At 36.4% G+C, this 17285-nt stretch carries 15 protein-coding genes and 1 other annotated feature; of the genes, 1 reads left to right on the plus strand and 14 read right to left on the minus strand.

Features of this window, described 5'->3' with window-relative positions; genetic code table 11:
- Nucleotide 1: 1 nt before the first annotated feature.
- The 6 genes from ruvB to rplU are packed head-to-tail and all read right to left on the minus strand — an operon-like array spanning nt 2 to nt 3872.
- Nucleotides 2–1012, minus strand: a complete 1011-nt coding sequence (gene ruvB / locus EL194_RS07785) for a Holliday junction branch migration DNA helicase RuvB (protein ID WP_003773741.1) — start codon at nt 1010–1012, stop codon at nt 2–4.
- Nucleotides 1013–1600 (minus strand): Holliday junction branch migration protein RuvA, encoded by a 588-nt coding sequence (ruvA, locus tag EL194_RS07790; protein WP_003773742.1) that lies wholly within the window; start codon nt 1598–1600, stop codon nt 1013–1015.
- 14 nt (nt 1601–1614) lie between these two features.
- On the minus strand, nt 1615–2898 hold the full coding sequence (gene obgE / locus EL194_RS07795) for a GTPase ObgE (RefSeq protein ID WP_003773743.1): 1284 nt from the start codon (nt 2896–2898) through the stop codon (nt 1615–1617).
- 53 nt (nt 2899–2951) lie between these two features.
- Nucleotides 2952–3236 (minus strand): 50S ribosomal protein L27, encoded by a 285-nt coding sequence (rpmA, locus tag EL194_RS07800; protein ID WP_003773744.1) that lies wholly within the window; start codon nt 3234–3236, stop codon nt 2952–2954.
- Complete coding sequence (locus tag EL194_RS07805) at nt 3233–3553, minus strand: ribosomal-processing cysteine protease Prp (RefSeq protein ID WP_003773745.1); 321 nt, start codon at nt 3551–3553, stop codon at nt 3233–3235. Before EL194_RS07805 ends, rpmA begins: the two co-directional genes overlap by 4 nt.
- A gap of 4 nt (nt 3554–3557) precedes the next feature.
- Nucleotides 3558–3872 carry a 50S ribosomal protein L21 gene (gene rplU / locus EL194_RS07810; protein ID WP_003773746.1) on the minus strand — a complete coding sequence of 105 codons (315 nt, stop codon included), beginning with the start codon at nt 3870–3872 and terminating at the stop codon, nt 3558–3560.
- Nucleotides 3873–3890: 18 nt separating this feature from the next.
- Nucleotides 3891–3961 (minus strand) — a sequence feature (ribosomal protein L21 leader region).
- Nucleotides 3962–4336: 375 nt separating this feature from the next.
- Here rplU and EL194_RS07815 point away from each other — a divergent pair.
- Complete coding sequence (locus tag EL194_RS07815) at nt 4337–5707, plus strand: polysaccharide deacetylase family protein (protein ID WP_003773747.1); 1371 nt, start codon at nt 4337–4339, stop codon at nt 5705–5707.
- 29 nt (nt 5708–5736) lie between these two features.
- Here EL194_RS07815 and EL194_RS07820 read toward each other — a convergent pair whose 3' ends face one another.
- Genes EL194_RS07820 through EL194_RS07855 form a run of 8 tightly spaced genes read right to left on the minus strand, consistent with a single transcriptional unit; the run spans nt 5737 to nt 17216 of the window.
- Entirely contained in the window at nt 5737–7143 is a 1407-nt protein-coding gene (locus tag EL194_RS07820; protein ID WP_016357186.1) for a sensor histidine kinase, read from the minus strand.
- Complete coding sequence (locus EL194_RS07825; RefSeq protein WP_003773749.1) at nt 7127–7795, minus strand: response regulator transcription factor; 669 nt, start codon at nt 7793–7795, stop codon at nt 7127–7129. Before EL194_RS07825 ends, EL194_RS07820 begins: the two co-directional genes overlap by 17 nt.
- Before the next feature lie 20 nt (nt 7796–7815).
- Nucleotides 7816–10881: a DNA polymerase III subunit alpha gene (locus tag EL194_RS07830; protein ID WP_034886569.1), complete on the minus strand. Its 3066-nt coding sequence runs from the start codon at nt 10879–10881 to the stop codon at nt 7816–7818.
- Nucleotides 10882–10920: 39 nt separating this feature from the next.
- Nucleotides 10921–11844, minus strand: a complete 924-nt coding sequence (locus EL194_RS07835; protein WP_003773751.1) for a DHH family phosphoesterase — start codon at nt 11842–11844, stop codon at nt 10921–10923.
- On the minus strand, nt 11831–13033 hold the full coding sequence (locus EL194_RS07840; protein ID WP_013853001.1) for an acetate/propionate family kinase: 1203 nt from the start codon (nt 13031–13033) through the stop codon (nt 11831–11833). Before EL194_RS07840 ends, EL194_RS07835 begins: the two co-directional genes overlap by 14 nt.
- Entirely contained in the window at nt 13026–13343 is a 318-nt protein-coding gene (gene ylxM, locus EL194_RS07845) for a YlxM family DNA-binding protein (RefSeq protein WP_013853002.1), read from the minus strand. Before ylxM ends, EL194_RS07840 begins: the two co-directional genes overlap by 8 nt.
- A complete protein-coding gene (gene ftsY / locus EL194_RS07850; protein ID WP_003773755.1) occupies nt 13333–14292 on the minus strand; it encodes a signal recognition particle-docking protein FtsY in 960 nt (319 codons plus the stop codon). Before ftsY ends, ylxM begins: the two co-directional genes overlap by 11 nt.
- Nucleotides 14292–17216: an AAA family ATPase gene (locus EL194_RS07855; protein ID WP_013853003.1), complete on the minus strand. Its 2925-nt coding sequence runs from the start codon at nt 17214–17216 to the stop codon at nt 14292–14294. Before EL194_RS07855 ends, ftsY begins: the two co-directional genes overlap by 1 nt.
- Nucleotides 17217–17285 lie beyond the last annotated feature (69 nt).

Below are 17285 nucleotides of genomic sequence, written 5' to 3' on the forward strand. Positions count from 1 at the left end.
TCTATTCAAATAGCCTTTGATTTACATCGATTTTTAGATGTTCATATGCTTTTGTTGTTACAACACGACCACGTGGTGTTCGATTTATAAATCCTAGTTGTAACAAATATGGCTCATAAACATCTTCCAGTGTCATGGTTTCTTCAGAAATTGAAGCGGCTATAGCTTCAATCCCTACAGGTCCACCATCAAAGCGTTCAATAATTCCACGTAGATAACGTAAATCTACGTCATCAAGTCCTAAATGATCCACTTTTAGTTTGTCAAGTGCCAACTTAGTTATTGAAATGTCAACAACATTATCATTTAAAACTTGAGCGAAATCTCTTACACGTCGAAATAAACGATTTGCAATTCGTGGAGTTCCTCGAGAACGTTTCGCAATCTCGCTTACACCTTCTCGATCAATAACTGTATTGAGGACACGACTTGTTCTCGAAACGATGGTTTCAAGTTCATCTTGACTGTAATACTCAAGTTTTGAAATAATACCAAAACGATCCCTTAATGGTGAGGACAAATCGCCAGCTCGTGTCGTTGCACCAATAAGCGTAAACGGCGGTAAATCAATTTGAATGCTTCTTGTTGATGAATCCTTACCAACAACAAGATCCAAAGTGAAATCCTCCATCGCAGGATACAAGACTTCTTCTACTGCTTTAGGCATACGATGAATTTCATCAATAAACAAAACATCACCAGGCTCCAAACTTGATAAGATTGCTGCAAGATCGCCACTACGCTCAATACTTGGCCCACTGGTCACTTTAATTCCTGTTTGCATTTCGTTTGCGATTACATGCGCTATTGTTGTTTTACCCAATCCAGGAGGACCATAAAACAATAAATGATCTAATGCTTCATTACGCGATTTTGCCGCTTCAATAAAAATTTTTAAATTTTCTTTTAGTCCTTCTTGCCCAACATACGCAGAAAGCGTTTGAGGACGTAGACTTTCTTCGTAATCTTGACCGGATAAAATCGCTTCACCAGACATAAGACGCTCTTCCATCTACAGCCCTCTCTTTCTTGAATGCAAGAGTTTTAATCCTTCTTTAATCATATCATCCACAGAATCAAGATTTAGAAGCGACAACTCATGCTTTATATTGTTTAATTCCACTTTTTTAAAACCTAAATCACCTAAAGCATCAAGTGCTTCATCGACAAGTGGTAATGCTTTTTTAGTTGTTGAAGGAGTATCGGATGCAATAAACTTACCTTTAAGATCTAACATCATTTGGGAAGCCATCTTAGGCCCCACACCCGGTAGTTTCTTAAGGAAAGCCATATCTTCTTGATCAATAGCACGAACGATATCATCACCACTAAAACGGCTTAAAATTGTAATCCCAGTCTTAGGTCCTACCCCTTTGACTGTTATTAACTGACGAAAAATATCTAATTCACGTTTTTCTACAAATCCAAATAAAATGATTGCATCTTCTCTCACATGTTGGTAAGTGTGAAATATTATGCTCTCATTTAATGTAACCATTTCTGGATTCCCACAAAAAACTTGATAACCAATACCATGGTTATCGACCACAACATAATCGATTCCTCGATCCACTGCAACACCTGAAATAAATGCAATCATATTATCACCTATTATTATTCTACCATACCTTCTTCAAAAACAAATTGAATATCTGCAACAATTACAATATCACCATCTTTTACACCTGCTTCACGGAGCGCTTGATCAACACCTAGACGCTTCATAGCAAGCCCAAACTGAACTGCGGATTCCTCAGTATCAAATTCATATTGACGCAATTGACGGTCAATGATATCACCGGTAACACGCCATTTTGTTTGATTAATTTGTTCAATATCAAAATTACGTTTTGGTGCTTCATATTTATAAACAACAGATTCACTTTGTTCTTCAATACGTTCTTCAACATGTTCGTCAAGAATATCTGCAAGACGGTAAAGAAGCGAATCGATTCCTTCTCCAACCATTGTAACAAGTTCGAAAATTTCCAAGTCCGGATATGCTGCTTTAAACTTCTCTAAATTTGCAGGTGCAACCTCTAGATCCATTTTATTCGCAACAACAACCATTGGTTTTTTCAATAAGTCTTCGTTATATTTTTCAAGTTCATTATTGATGACTTTATAATCCTCAATCGGATCACGACCATCTTCTGCACCCATATCTACAACATGTACTAATACACGACAACGTTCGATATGTTTTAAGAAAACATGTCCAAGACCTTTTCCTAAATGTGCATCTTCAATTAATCCTGGCAAATCTGCCACAGCAAAAGAACGACCGTCTGGACTACTTGAAATACCTAAGTTTGGAGCAATCGTTGTGAAATGGTAATCCGCAACTTCTGGTTTTGCTCTCGAAATTACTGATAGTAATGTTGATTTCCCAACGGATGGGTAACCAATAATCCCTACATCAGCAAGTAATTTCAATTCAATTGTGATATCAAGTTCTTGACCTAATTCACCTTTTTCAGAAAACGTAGGCGCAGGGTTATTTGCTGTCGCAAATCGAGCATTACCTCTACCGCCGCGTCCTCCATGAGCTACAACCTCACGTTGGCCCACTTCTGTTAAGTCAGCAATAACAATACCTTTTTCGTTGTCAATAACCATAGTACCAACTGGAACTCTTAAGATTACATCATCTGCTCCGGCCCCGTGCATTTTTTTATTCTTCCCAGGTGTACCATGTGAAGCTTTAATAACACGATTATATCTTAAATCAAGCAATGTTGATTTATTAGAGTCTGCGACAAAAACGATATCGCCACCTTTACCACCATCACCGCCATAAGGTCCACCAAGTGGAACAAATGCTTCGCGACGGAAAGATGTCATTCCATCACCACCGTTTCCGGCTACTACTTTTATATTAACGCGATCTACAAACATTAAATCACCCTTTCCATTTCAATTAAAAACCCCCTATTTAAGGGGGCTTCAGATTAAGCTACTGGATAAACTGAAACACATTTGCGAGTTTTGCTAATGCGTTCGAATTTAACAACACCATCCACTTTAGCGAATAAAGTGTCGTCGCCACCACGGCCTACGTTAACACCTGGATGAATCTTTGTACCACGTTGGCGGTATAAGATTGAACCTGCTGTACAGAATTCACCATCTGCGCGCTTTGAGCCTAAACGTTTTGAATGTGAGTCACGACCATTTTTTGTCGAACCAACACCTTTTTTAGAAGCAAATAATTGGATATCTAATACGAATTTCATGAAGTAACCTCCTTTTCATTAATTTCGATATATTTAGATTGAGTTTGTTCTATTGTTTTAAGTTGTAACAATACAAACTCAAATATTTTTTGATTTAGTTCATTACTATGTTTAATTTCAATTTCAATTAGTGGTTCTTGAGTCATTATCAATCCTACAGAATCAGTCAACGCATCAAAACCGTTAAGAGCACCAACCATAATGGAACTAACTCCGGCACACACAAGATCAAATCCGTGATCACCAGAACCGGCATGACCTGTAACAGTCATTTTTTTATAGAACCCTTTGCTAATTAAAACAGATACATGTATCATCGAACTATCCTGCGTTAATTTCAGTTACAACTAACTTAGTATACGGTTGACGATGACCTTGTTTTTTACGTGTTGAACCTTTTTTAGCTTTATACTTGAAGATAGTAATTTTCTTACCTTTTCCATGTTTTTCAACTTTAGCAGTTACAGTAGCACCTTTAACGTATGGAGTACCAACTTTAAGTGTGCGGTTTTTAACAGCAACAACTGTTTCGAAAACGATTTCTTCACCTTCTTGAACATCCAATTTTTCAACGAAAATTGTTTGATCCTTTTCAACTAAAACTTGTTTTCCACCTGTTTCAATAATTGCGTACATAGTACACCTCCTTCAATTTTTTGCCATAAGACTCGCCAAGTAAGGTGGACGAATCACTTAAACCTTACAGTGTGCGGTTGTACGTCCAGAGACATGCAACTACGCCTTTAAATGCCTTAACATTATATAACAGTCCTATTCTAATGTCTAGTGTATATCTAAATTATTTTATATATTAATCACTCAGATTTATCAGACACAAAATCATAGTAGGTCAAGCACTTTTTAGAGAATTAATATGACCTCTATTCCAAGCTTAATATTAATAAAGATTTAACACTTTTAACGATATATTTGAATCAACAATAACACGAAAAATCTGCAATTAAAACTGTTTTATAACTCTATTCCTTAAATTCCTCTTAAGATTCACATAATAAAATTTATTTCCGCTGTTTGTATGTTAAAATCTTATCGAAAGGTGGATTTGGGATGAAAGCATTTTTAAAATTGTGGGTGCGTCTATGAAAGTAAAACGAAGCATAAAAGTACGCAAACTCAATATGAAGGCAGTCGCTATGATGATTGCCGCACTACTCGTCGTTGTAACAATCCTCGTTACTTTGATATTTAATCCTTTCTCAAAGTATCCGAAATACATGACACGTGTTTCAAACGAGTATAAAAAAATTGGTCATCATGAAGTCATCAAAGAAGCAACAGATGATCGTGTCACTGTTTTACACTACCCAGCGCTTGATAATGAAAAAGTAAATACTTGGATTCAAGAATTTACCAATCAAAGTAAAGAGCGTTCTAAAGGATTATCAAACAAAGATGGTAAGAAAGCTGAAATATTTCAGGATTACTCGATTTATCAAGTCCATGATAAATATGTAACTGTAGATATTAAAACATCTTTGAATAGCGAAATTACAGATGTAATTTCCCGTACATATGATATTGAAAGCGGAGAATTTGTAAAAGCATCAGATTTATTTAACGAGCTTGGTCTCAAAAAATTAATCAGCGATGTAAGAGCAACACTTTCCAAACCGAAAGAAATGGAACGCCAAAGTTATCTCAAAGCGACATCTTTGGATGAAGACACCGCACTATCTATATCAAAATCAAATGTTGTCTTCAACATCAAGGGTTTTAATAAACCTGTCTCATTTGATTTGTCTAAAATAACGGATTACTTCTCCCATTCAATTGGTTCTTTCGAAAAAACAAATGGTGAAATTGCACCCGTATATCTTGATCGTGGTATTGATCCGAAAGAAAAAATGGTTGCATTCACATTTGATGATGGACCTCATCACCGTAATACTCAGCTAATTATGGATGAAATGGATAAATATGATGGTCAAGCAACATTCTTTATGCTTGGGGAACGGGTAAACCAAAACCCATCAATCGTAAAAGAAATTGTGAGTCGTGGACACCAAATTGCAAATCACTCGTTTACACATCCTGATTTTAATTCAATGGATATTCAAGATGTTAATAAAGAGATTAAAAATACTGAAGAAGCACTATTTAAGGCATCTGGCTTAAAGGGACCATTTATGGTTCGACCTCCTTATGGAAATGCAAATGCAGAAGTTCGCAAGGGAGCTCCCGTGACATTTGTCAACTGGTCTGTGGATAGTGAAGATTGGGTATCTCGTGACCCTCAACAAATCTGTAACACAATTGATAAATATAAACATGACGGTGCAATTATATTACTTCACGATATTTATGAGTCAAGTTATGAAGGGTTTAAATGTGCCGCAAAAAAACTTCATGATCAAGGTTATAAATTTGTGACGGTTGAGGAATTACTCGAATCACGTAATGATATCGTTAAAACAAATGCACTTTATTTCAACGCTGATCCTATTCAGTAATATAAAAAAAGTTAGGCTAATCCTAACTTTTATTTTGCTTTTTTTACGGAATAGAAGAATGAAGTACCTACACCAAGTTCTGATTCAACCCAATATTTTGACCCACTAGCATCACAAATCGCTTTAACGATCGATAATCCAAGTCCACTACTGGAACCACTTCGCTGATAATTTTTATCAATTTTATAGTATCGATCCCAAATATGATCAATAATATCCGGACTGATTCCGATTCCGTGATCTGTCACTGAAACAACAACAAGATCACCCTCAACGTCTGCTTTTATTACGATAACATTATCGTTACCAACATACTTGGTGGCATTGTTAATGTAATTGTAAAGAACCTGTCCCATTTTTATTTCATCCGCTACCACCATTAAATTGGGGTCACAATGAATTTCAAAATGCAGATCCAGCGCTAAGAATAAATGAGTTGTAGCACGAATTTGCTGTAACATAAAATATTCAGTTTCTTTAATATCAAAAACATTGGCCTCGTATTTAGACAGTGTCAACATATCATTTACCAAACGCTCCAAATGATTAACTTCATCTACAATAACATTAAGATGCTGTTCACGCATTTCGGGATTATCTCCTGAGATATCCTGAATCATTTCTGCATAAGCTTTAATCATTGTTAATGGGGTTTTGATATCATGGGAAACGTTCGCAACCAAATCTCTACGTAATTCGTCGGTTTTCCGAAACTCTTGTGTAGCATAATTTAATGTGCTGGCAAGTGTTTCAACTTCAGAATAATCATTTCCTTCAAAATCTACTGATAAATCGCCATCTGCTAACTTTTTAGCACTATTTGTAATTTTAGTAATAGGACTTGAAAGCCGCTTTGATAAAATAAAAGCAACAATTGTCGCAACACTAAATACTACAAGAGCCAACAATCCAAATTGTCTTTTTAAAACAAATACCGTTGAATCTAAAAGCTTTATAGGAGAAATCACAAAAATATAATTGGGTTTACCATTTATAAGTGTACTTCTTCCATAAAAATACATTCCTTGTTCATGAATTCCATTATTAAAATTAATCGAAAAATCATGGGTCGGAGCATTGTCAGCCATAATCATGTATTCTTTCATTGTTGAGTTTTTAAGATTGTTTAACTGACAAGGAATATTTGGGTTCTCACCAATATAAGTACGAACCCCAAGATCATTATAGATACTAATACACATATTTTCCGTAGCTAGAATTTTTCCTGTTGCTTCCTCGACGATTGAAATATCCGATCGTTCTAATAACCGTTCAATCTCAGTAACCTTCATTTGAATTGTTTGAGATCGATTGCGTTCGTAATAAGGTCCTATAAACGAAATTTGTAACATCCATAAAAATAACAGCATAATCCCTGTTAGTAATAGGAAATAGAACCAAATACGAAATGCCATATTCTTAGTTGTTGATTTCAAACTTGTAACCTGTTCCACGAACCGTAACAATATAGTCACGATATGGACCTAAGTTTTGTCTTAACATTTTAATATGAGTATCGACGGTACGATAGTCACCATAATAATTATAATTCCATACTTTATCTAATAGCACATCGCGTGATAATGCTTGATCTTTATGTTGAATCAGGAAGACCAACAGATCAAACTCTTTCGGTGTGACATTAATACGTTCACCATCAATGATTAAATTACGTCCGGTAATATCAACTTCAAGACCACCAAATGAATAAACACTGTGTTTCATCCCTTTGGCACGTTCACTCACAGCTTTAATACGAGCCATTAATTCTTTAGGTGAGAACGGTTTTGTGACATAGTCATCAATCCCCAATTCAAACCCTAGCAACTTATCGAACTCCTCTTGACGTGCAGATAACATAATTATCGGAACATCTTTGATTTTCTTTATTTCACGACATGCAGTAAAACCATCAAGATTTGGCATCATGATATCTAAAACCACAACATCATAGTCATTACTTTTGACCATTTCAATTGCTTCAGCTCCATCGGACGCCTCATCACATAATAACCCCGTTGCCTTTGCATATTCCTTGGCAACTTCTCTAATTTTTTCTTCATCATCTACAATCAAAAATCTAACCATGTGAATTCACCTCTTTCATTTTATGATTCGTGAAACTCCGGTTTTGAATCAAATCGATACATATCCATTATGATCAAAGATCCTGGTTCACGCATCTGCCCCTTCACTAAGACAAGTGCTCCTATTTCTAGGTTCACTTTTATTTTATCATATACTGACGGAAATACCACTCCATCAATCAAACCTGTATCATCGCTTAACTGAATAAAGGCCATTTGGTCCCCTTTTTTGGTTCGATGCAGCTTAATTCGATCGACCATGGCGATGATTCTAAAATATTTATCACGAACTTTGACCTCAATCAGCGAATCCGATTCATGCTTTTTCTTCAAACGTAAGGTTGGATGTTCACTGAAATAAAATCCTAAAACAACCAATTCATCATTTAAAACTTGTCTTCGATTTTCAGATACCACTGTAAAAATGGGTTCACTGATTAAATCCATATTTAATGATGATTGACCATCTTTTTCAACACGAATGATATTCGCATAGCGCAATGCCTCTTCAAGTGATGCAATCATACTTAGACGATCTGAATTTAAATAATCAAATGCACCCGCTTGAATAAGTAATTCAAACTGGTTTTTCTTAATTCCTACAAGGTTTAAACGACTGATGGCATTATAGTAATTTAAATACGGACCATTATCATGAACCTCATTTTGAATTTTGGTACCGATACTCTTACTAATACCTTTAATAACGGTAAATGGCAAACGAATTGCATAGCCCTCAAGTGTATAACTGTTACGGCTTTGCTCTAGATTAACAGGACGCAAATCGACCTTTCGTCGTCGACATTCGTCAATGTATTGGCGTGTTTTAACTTCACTACCAATAACACTGGTTAAAAGATACGTATAGAACAAGTGAGGATAATTAGCCTTTAAATATGACAATTGATAAGCAATTAACCCATACGCGACGGAGTGAGATTTATTAAAACCATAGTTTGCGAATTTATAAATAAGCGAGAAAAGTTCTTCCGCAAATGTTTCCTTATGGCCCTTATCAATACATCCTTGTATGAATTCTGTTTTTAAACCATCAAGTTCTTTAGCATTCTTTTTACCCATTGCTTTTCTTAAAATATCTGCTCGAGCTAAACTAAATCCAGCCATGATTTGAGCAACTTGCATGATCTGTTCTTGATAGATCAGAATGCCATTGGTACTTTCTGTAATTCTCTTCAAGTCATCATGGATGTATTTAACCTTTTCTGGATGATCGCGATTTTCCAAGTACAAGGGAATATTTTCCATCGGACCCGGTCTAAATAGTGCGACTGTATCGACGATATCACTAAACTTATGTGGTTTAACTTTCTTTAAAAGCGCCTTCATTCCATCCGATTCGAGTTGGAAAACACCAACCGTCTCTGCCCGTGATATTAGTTCGTACGTTTTTTGATCATCCAATGGAATTGACATAATATCAAATGCTTCGGATTCATTAATTTGTCGACTAATATTATCAATAATTGTTAGATTTCTCAAACCTAAAAAATCAATTTTCACAAGACCAATGGACTCAAGATGACTCATCTCGTATTGAACCGCTTTTGTTTCCGAATCCAACTGAATAACTGGAACAACAACATCAAGCGGCTTCTTGCTTAAAACAATACCTGCCGCATGCGTTGAAGTATGTCTTGGCATCCCCTCTATTTTACATGCGAGTTCAAAGGTCTTTTTCAAAAGATCCTCTGATTGAATAAGCGATTTAAATCGACTGTTTTTATTATAATTGTCTCTTAATCCCATCATCGGATCAATCAACTTTGATACTTGATCGACTTTACGAATGGGAACTTGTAAAACACGTGCTGTATCACGGAAAGCTTGACGTGCTTTAAGTGTCCCAAAGGTTACAATGTGCGCAACATAATCATCACCATATTTATTTCTCACGTAATCAATTACGTATTGCCGTTTATCATCCGGAAAATCAATATCAATATCCGGCATTGAAACACGTTCTGGGTTTAAAAAACGTTCAAACAACAGGTCGTATTCAATGGGATCAATTTCGACGATACCCAAGCAATATGCGACAAGTGAACCTGCAGAACTCCCACGCCCTGGCCCTACATAAATCCCCGCCTTCTTAGCATAACGAATAACATCGTAAACAATTAAGAAATAATCGGTAAAATTCATCTCGTTGATAATTTTCAGCTCATAATTCAAGCGTTCACGATATTTTTCTGGAACAGAATTGTTTAACCTCCGTTTCAAACCAAAGTGACTTAGTTGTTCTAAGAAAACCTTATTACTTACTTCTTGATGGGTTTCAAATTCCGGTAACTCCGTTTTAAGATTCATAATTGACACATTACACATTTCAGCGATTGTATCAGTTAGTGATAGCTCTGCTTCGGTATAAAGAACTTTAAAATCATCGTCACTAATAAAGTTTCGATTCGGCGAAGACACAAGCGTTTTATCTTCTAAATACGTGCTCTTATCGATTGCTTGTAGTGCTCGAAACGCTTCCTCATCGTCTTTATTTTCATAATACACTTTAGGAAGTGCAACACATTCAATTTCACGTAAAACAGCCATTTGTCGGAGCTGATCATTAACATTTGAAAAGAATCCGGATTCTTGATGGGATAAACCAATATAAAAATATGAAAACATCTTTTTTAAACGTTCCATCGTATTCGCAACCTCATCAAGATTTTTACTCAACATGCCTTTTTCAAATGGACCTTGTTCTGAATACGCGATAAATATTAATTCAGATTCAAAAGGCACTACATCCGCTTCGGAAATATAAGCTTGTTTTGAGAGTAAATATGATAAATGGATTAAGCCTTGATACCCCTCGTTTGTTCGTGCAAGCACTAATGAATCGTAATAAGACTCATCTTCCAAGATTGTAATTTCCATGCCATAAATCGGTTTAATATGATGTTTACGTGCTGCATCATAAAAATCTAATGCACCAAAAAGAACATGCCGATCTGTTAAGGCGATGCTCTTTGATTCATTATGTTTTGCTTTTTCGCAGATTAATTCAACAGGCATCATTCCCTTTAAAAGAGAATAATGACTGCGGACCATTAAGTGTGTCGCCATTTTGCCACCTCTAACATCATTATACATGAAAAAACATCGCTATAATAGCGATGTTTCTGCCAATTCATTGATTAATGTATCCATAGTTTCATGCGTCAAACCTTTAATGCCACAGGCTAAACGATGCCCTCCACCGTTATAACGTTGCGCAATGGTATTGATGGTATTGTTTTGAGACCTTAACGAAGCCTTAAAGGTTCCATCTTCCGTCTGGATGAACAATCCCCAAATTTTAAACTCACGAACTCCAGCCATTGATCCAGTAAACATTTTCGCATCTGATTCTGTAATTTGCATTTGGTCAAGTAAAACCTGATCAATGATCACATAAGCAAATGCACCTTTAACCTGAATGTGGTTTTGAATTTCACGATTAATTTCAAAATTTCTACGTGTTCGTAAAAAGAGTGCATGATTAAGTTTTGTGATATTCGCACCTTCGTCCATCAGCCAAGCTGCAGCACGAAGTGTTTTTGATGAAGTTGTTTCAATTGAAAATTTTTGTGTATCCGTCAAAATACCTGAAAGAAGTGTATTCGCAACGGATTCGTCCATTTTCATTTGGAGATCGTGTAATAAGTCTGCAACAATTTCGCAAACACTTCCACGACCTGAATCAACAATCTGTAAATCACCATAAGCATCCACTTCAGGATGATGATCAATCTTAATGATTGTCTTTGCTTCTTGATAACGTTGATCATCAATTCGCTCTTGGTTTGCACTATCCAGTACAATTGCTAAAAATGTTCCGAGTTCTTCTACACAATCCATGGGTTCATAAATCGTAAAATTATGAAGATCACTTCCTAACATCAAAATTTCCTTTTCAGGATAATTAAGCTTTAACCATTTTGCAAGTCCAACTTGAGACCCTAATGCGTCTCCATCCGGCTGAACATGACGAAATAAGCAAATTTTATCAAAGGACTCAACGTATTCTAGAAATTTAGTTTTGTTCATTGTGAATACGGTAAGCATCTGTCGCAATGACTAATTCTTCATTTGTTGGACAAACCCAAATATCCATTGATGAAGCATCAGTGCTTAATTTAACTTCCTTACCACGTGTTTTATTGTTTAATTCACGATCATAATCAAGTTTTAAACCTGGTTGCAATACATCTAAAATTGCTTCACGAGTCCCTGTATCATTTTCTCCAAGTCCTGCTGTAAAGACAAGTCCATCAACATGACCTAATTGAAGTGCATAGGCTCCAACGTATTCTAATACACGTTGTGCATACATCTTACGTGTTAAAATAGCACGCTCATTACCTTCGTCGATGCCGTTTTCGATATCACGTGCATCACTTGAGATTCCACTAATTCCTGCCATACCTGATTTTTTATTGAAGATATCAAGAACTTCTACTGCAGTAATATCAAGCTTACGCATTAAGTAAGTTACGATTGCAGGATCTAAATCCCCTGTACGTGTACCCATCATTAATCCAGCTAATGGTGTAAATCCCATCGATGTATTAACACATTTTCCACCTTTAACAGCAGAAATTGATGCACCATTTCCTAAGTGAAGTGTAATCAAGTTAACATCTTCAACTTTTTTACCCATTAATTCAGCTGTACGTTGTGCTACGTATTCATGTGAAATACCGTGAGCACCATATCGACGAACCGCTAAATCGCTGTAGTATTCGTATGGTAAAGCATACATAAACACTTCTTCAGGCATAGTTTGATGGAAAGCAGTATCAAATGCAAAGATATGTGTTGCATTTGGTAGTGCTTCTTTAAATGCGCGATATCCAATCAAGTTTGCTGGATTATGTAATGGCGCTAAGTCTGCAAGTTCTTCAACTTGTGCTACTGACACTTCATCACATACTGCACTACCTTGGAAATATTCACCACCATGAACAACACGATGACCTGCAGCTACAATTTCTGATAAATCAGAAACGATATTTTTTTCCACAAGACCTTTTAACACAAGATCAACCGCTACGTGATGATCAGGAATATCCAATGTATTGGTATCTTTTTGATCGCTGTATTTAAATGTGATAATTCCATCATTTAAACCAATACGTTCCACAATTCCACTTGTAAGCACTTCTGCTTCTGGCATTTCTAGTAATTGAAATTTCAATGAACTACTTCCGGCATTTACCGCTAAAACTTTACTCATAATTTCCTCCTCTATTGAAATCATCTAAGATTTTATTGACTTCCCCATCCCCAAGGGCATAAAGTTTATCAAATAATTTTTGATAGGATGTCGCAACTCCCAACTTTTGCTCATACTCTTCGAGTAATCTGGTTGTTCGATTTAAGTTATCATAAACAGCCGAACGACTAATATTAAGGATATCCGCAATTTCTTGATATGACAAGTCATCTTGGTAATAATATTGAAAAACTTGTATTTGTTTTTCTGTTAACAAACTTTCATAGTAATCAAAGAGTCGATTTAGCTCGACTGCTTTCTCAACGCTCATGATTATCATTAACAAGATGATACAGATAGCTTTCAATATCGAAAGCTCTAAGATCCCCCACTGTTTCTCCTAAACCAATATGGCTTACCTTGAGATCCAATTCATCTTTAATACTCAACAGCACCCCGCCTTTGGGCGAACCATCGAGTTTTGTAACGATTAAAGAATTAACAGGAGTCACTTCAGTAAAGGTTTTCGCTTGAGATAATCCGTTTTGACCTGTATTTCCATCAATAACAAGATAAGTGTGATCGATACTTCCAACTTCACGTTCTAAAACACGCTTCATTTTTTCAAGTTCTTTCATGAGATTCACTTTATTTTGTAAACGACCAGCACTATCACAAATCATGACATCGAAATCATGTTCCTTGGCATATCGTGCCGCATCAACATAAACTGATGCGGGATCTTGATTATCCTTACCTCCAACAAAGTCCACTCCGATTTCATCGGCCCAAACTTTGAGTTGATTACTTCCAGCAGCTCTAAATGTGTCACCACCTACTAATAAGACTTTATAGCCTTCTTGTTGATAGTTGTACGCCAATTTAGCACATGTTGTTGTTTTTCCTGAACCGTTCACACCAACAACCAGAATTGCATTAAGTCGTCCCGGTTCGATTGCATAAGGTTCTAGATTATCACCATACTGTCTTAAAATTACTTCAACAAGAGTCTCCAATGCTTCCTCTTCACTCATTGAGGCTTTAACATTTTTTCTAAATGTTTTAATAATTTTTTGTGCACTCTTCAACGAGACATCACTTTGAATCAAAACTGCTAAAAGATGATCATACCAAGCATCATCAAACTTTGGTTTCCCAGTGAACATTTGTTTTAACTTATTACCAAAAGATGCTTTAGTAGAATCTAAACCCGTTGAGTAAAGTTCCTGTTCTTTTTGATCTTTTTTATTCGATTTTTTAAACATATCAAAAAATCCCATTATGCTTCCTCCTTTAATTCAATTGCTTCATCCAATCGCACGCGAAGCATGGATGAAACACCACGTGTCGGCATTGTAACGCCATACAAGACATCACATTGCGCCATTGTTCCAGATCTATGTGTAATCACCAAAAATTGTGTATCATCACTAAAATCCTTTATATAGTTTGCAAGACGTTCAACGTTAGCTTGATCCAACGCAGCCTCAACCTCATCAAAAATACAAAGTGGAACATGACGGGCTTTTAAAATCGCAAACAGTACCGAAATTGCAATTAAGCTCTTTTCACCACCTGAAAACAAACGAATGTTTTGAACAGATTTTCCGGGTGGCTGCACATCAATATCAATACCCGTATTTAACAAATCATTCTCATCTTCTAATACAAGTTTTGCCTTACCGCCACCAAATAACGCTCCAAAAACCGGTCCCAATTCTGCATTAATCTTATCAAACATTTCTTTAAACTGTTTAACCATTATTTGATCCATCTCTTCAATGACTCCGAGAAGCTTATCGCGAGAAGAAATCAAATCATCAAGCTGTTTTGTTAAGAACTCATGACGCTCGAATGCCTCTTGGTATTCTTCTGGGGCTTCAAGATTCACATTTCCTAACGCAGCAATTTCGCCACGCAACTTTAGAACCTCATCGCGACTGTTAGCAGCTGATTCATCATAAATATTTTCAAGTGCATATTCAAAGGTCATTTGATATTCACTGGACAAACGCTCAAGATTTGATTCAAGCCGTGTCGCATGTTTCGTATCACTTAAATTAACGTGATGTTTTTCTTGCGTTAGCTTATTCAAATCGCTTCGGTATTGACGAATCAATACTTCTTTACGTTGCACATCATTACCGAGTGCCAAACGACGTTCACGAATTAAAGCAAGATTTGAACTCAATTCATCGCGCTCCATATAAGCACGATTCAATTTCCCAACAACTTCATCCACAACATCTTCCGTCATAAACTCGTCATTTGGATTAATTTCCTCATACTCTTGTTGTAGACGTTCATATTTAGAGCGTTTAACATCCAACAGAGGTTCTAATTGCGCTAGCGCAATACGACGTTGCATTAAAACATCATTCGTCTCTTTAATTGTCGTTTGCAGCATTCGAACTTCGTTTTCCGAAAATACGATACGATCTTTTAATTTTGAGATTTCTACTTCTAACGATTCCTTATCACCTTTTAGCGTTAACATCGACTGTTGGTTGTTTTTCGTTTTACCACCGGACATAGTTCCACCACGGTGCATTACATCTCCATCCAATGTAACGATTTTATAGGAGTGATGTAATTGCTTCGCGAGGCGGTTTGCATCTTCAATCGTAGATACAATTAAAACATTCCCAAGCAAGCTTTCTTTTAAGATATCAAACACAGCATCATTCGATACAAAATCTGAAGCAACACCCATAAATCCTGGTGCATGCTCACAAACCGTTAGGGCATCTTCAGAAACAGAGCGTGACTTACAGGATGTTAACGGAATAAAGGTTGCTCTTCCCGACATATTTTTCTTTAAAAAATTAATTGCGTTCACAGCAGCTTTATCATTTTCTGTAACGATATGAACCATCGACCCTGCTAAAGCAGTTGTAATCGCTAACTCTAAACCGGACTCTGGTGTAAAAACATTTCCGACTGCATCAAGAACTCCAAAAAGAGAAGCTTTGTTGTTCATAACAGCTTGAACGCCCGCTTGTGATTCAAAAGGTCGTTCTAAACGATGAACTACAAGTTCTAATCGATTTTTCAATTGGTTCAATGATGATAATAAGGTATTGAGCGATTGTTGCTTATCCGCCAGTTCTCTATTCTTTTCGTAAGTGGATTCTGTTAAAAGTTCTACTTCCGCATTCAGTTTTTTGTGACGATCTTTACGCTCGTCATATTCCAGCTTCGCATCATTCATCGCCGCAAATAATTCTTGGGCTTTGGCTTGTTTATCACCAACTTCCAAGGTGTACTTACGACGTTCATCAATTTCAACTTTACGTGTTTCTAAAATACCGATTTCACGAACAAATTGCATAATCTTTTCTTGCCCCTTAACGATATCTTGATCCATTTTGAATATTTCTTGACGTTTTTCTTGAAGCTCATGGTCATAAACACCGATATTTGTTTCTAAAGAAGCAATCTCCGATTCCAAGCGATATGTTTCGTTTTTATTGGAATCAATAAGTTCTTCTAATTCTTTAATTTCACGACAAATCACAGACACCTCAATCGATTCAAGCAACGCTTTCTTTTCTTTGTATTGTTCCGCTTTTTTCGCAGCACGCTTCAAAGAACTAACCTGACGTGTTATTTCGTCCACAATATCTTGCATTCTATCAACATTTTCTTTTGTGCGTTCAAGTTTGTTAATGGATTCAATCTTACGTTTTTTGTATTTGGAAACACCTGCAGCCTCTTCGAAAATTACACGACGTTCGATGGGTTTAGCTTCCGCAAAATAACTAATTGTACCTTGCGAAATAATCGATAATGAGTCCCTACCTAATCCGGTGTCCATAACTAAATCATGGACATCACGTAATCGACATGGAACTTTATTGATGAGATACTCCGATTCTCGTGTATCACGATAAAGTCTACGTGTTATTTCTAATTCTTCGTAGTCACTATTGAGTGGCCGTGCTTCATTATTGAAGACAAGTGTAACCTCCGCAAGATTGACTTTCCGGCGCGTTTCAGACCCATTAAAAATAACATCAGTCATACTCGAGCCACGCATTGATTTTACGGACTGTTCGCCTAAAACCCAACGTATCGCATCACTAATGTTACTTTTCCCACATCCATTTGGACCTACAATACCGGTAACGGCATCATCAAAGTTAATTACAACTTTATCCGCAAATGATTTAAATCCCTGCATTTCTATCTTTTTGAGGAACATAGAAACCCCCATTCTTATATGGACTTATTATACCGTAATATCCTGAAACATGAAAGATGTATCCAACAA

The organism is Erysipelothrix rhusiopathiae (assembly GCF_900637845.1).
GTDB lineage: Bacteria > Bacillota_I > Bacilli_A > Erysipelotrichales > Erysipelotrichaceae > Erysipelothrix > Erysipelothrix rhusiopathiae.

What these genes read in the sequence shown, in the direction of transcription:
- ruvB (WP_003773741.1), bottom strand. Translation starts at nt 1,012, where the DNA reads ATGGAAGAGCGTCTTATGTCTGGTGAAGCGATTTTATCCGGTCAAGAT.
- ruvA (WP_003773742.1), bottom strand. Translation starts at nt 1,600, where the DNA reads ATGATTGCATTTATTTCAGGTGTTGCAGTGGATCGAGGAATCGATTAT.
- obgE (WP_003773743.1), bottom strand. Translation starts at nt 2,898, where the DNA reads ATGTTTGTAGATCGCGTTAATATAAAAGTAGTAGCCGGAAACGGTGGT.
- rpmA (WP_003773744.1), bottom strand. Translation starts at nt 3,236, where the DNA reads ATGAAATTCGTATTAGATATCCAATTATTTGCTTCTAAAAAAGGTGTT.
- EL194_RS07805 (WP_003773745.1), bottom strand. Translation starts at nt 3,553, where the DNA reads ATGATACATGTATCTGTTTTAATTAGCAAAGGGTTCTATAAAAAAATG.
- rplU (WP_003773746.1), bottom strand. Translation starts at nt 3,872, where the DNA reads ATGTACGCAATTATTGAAACAGGTGGAAAACAAGTTTTAGTTGAAAAG.
- EL194_RS07815 (WP_003773747.1), top strand. Translation starts at nt 4,337, where the DNA reads ATGAAAGTAAAACGAAGCATAAAAGTACGCAAACTCAATATGAAGGCA.
- EL194_RS07825 (WP_003773749.1), bottom strand. Translation starts at nt 7,795, where the DNA reads ATGGTTAGATTTTTGATTGTAGATGATGAAGAAAAAATTAGAGAAGTT.
- EL194_RS07830 (WP_034886569.1), bottom strand. Translation starts at nt 10,881, where the DNA reads ATGGCGACACACTTAATGGTCCGCAGTCATTATTCTCTTTTAAAGGGA.
- EL194_RS07835 (WP_003773751.1), bottom strand. Translation starts at nt 11,844, where the DNA reads ATGAACAAAACTAAATTTCTAGAATACGTTGAGTCCTTTGATAAAATT.
- EL194_RS07840 (WP_013853001.1), bottom strand. Translation starts at nt 13,033, where the DNA reads ATGAGTAAAGTTTTAGCGGTAAATGCCGGAAGTAGTTCATTGAAATTT.
- ylxM (WP_013853002.1), bottom strand. Translation starts at nt 13,343, where the DNA reads ATGAGCGTTGAGAAAGCAGTCGAGCTAAATCGACTCTTTGATTACTAT.
- ftsY (WP_003773755.1), bottom strand. Translation starts at nt 14,292, where the DNA reads ATGGGATTTTTTGATATGTTTAAAAAATCGAATAAAAAAGATCAAAAA.
- EL194_RS07855 (WP_013853003.1), bottom strand. Translation starts at nt 17,216, where the DNA reads ATGTTCCTCAAAAAGATAGAAATGCAGGGATTTAAATCATTTGCGGAT.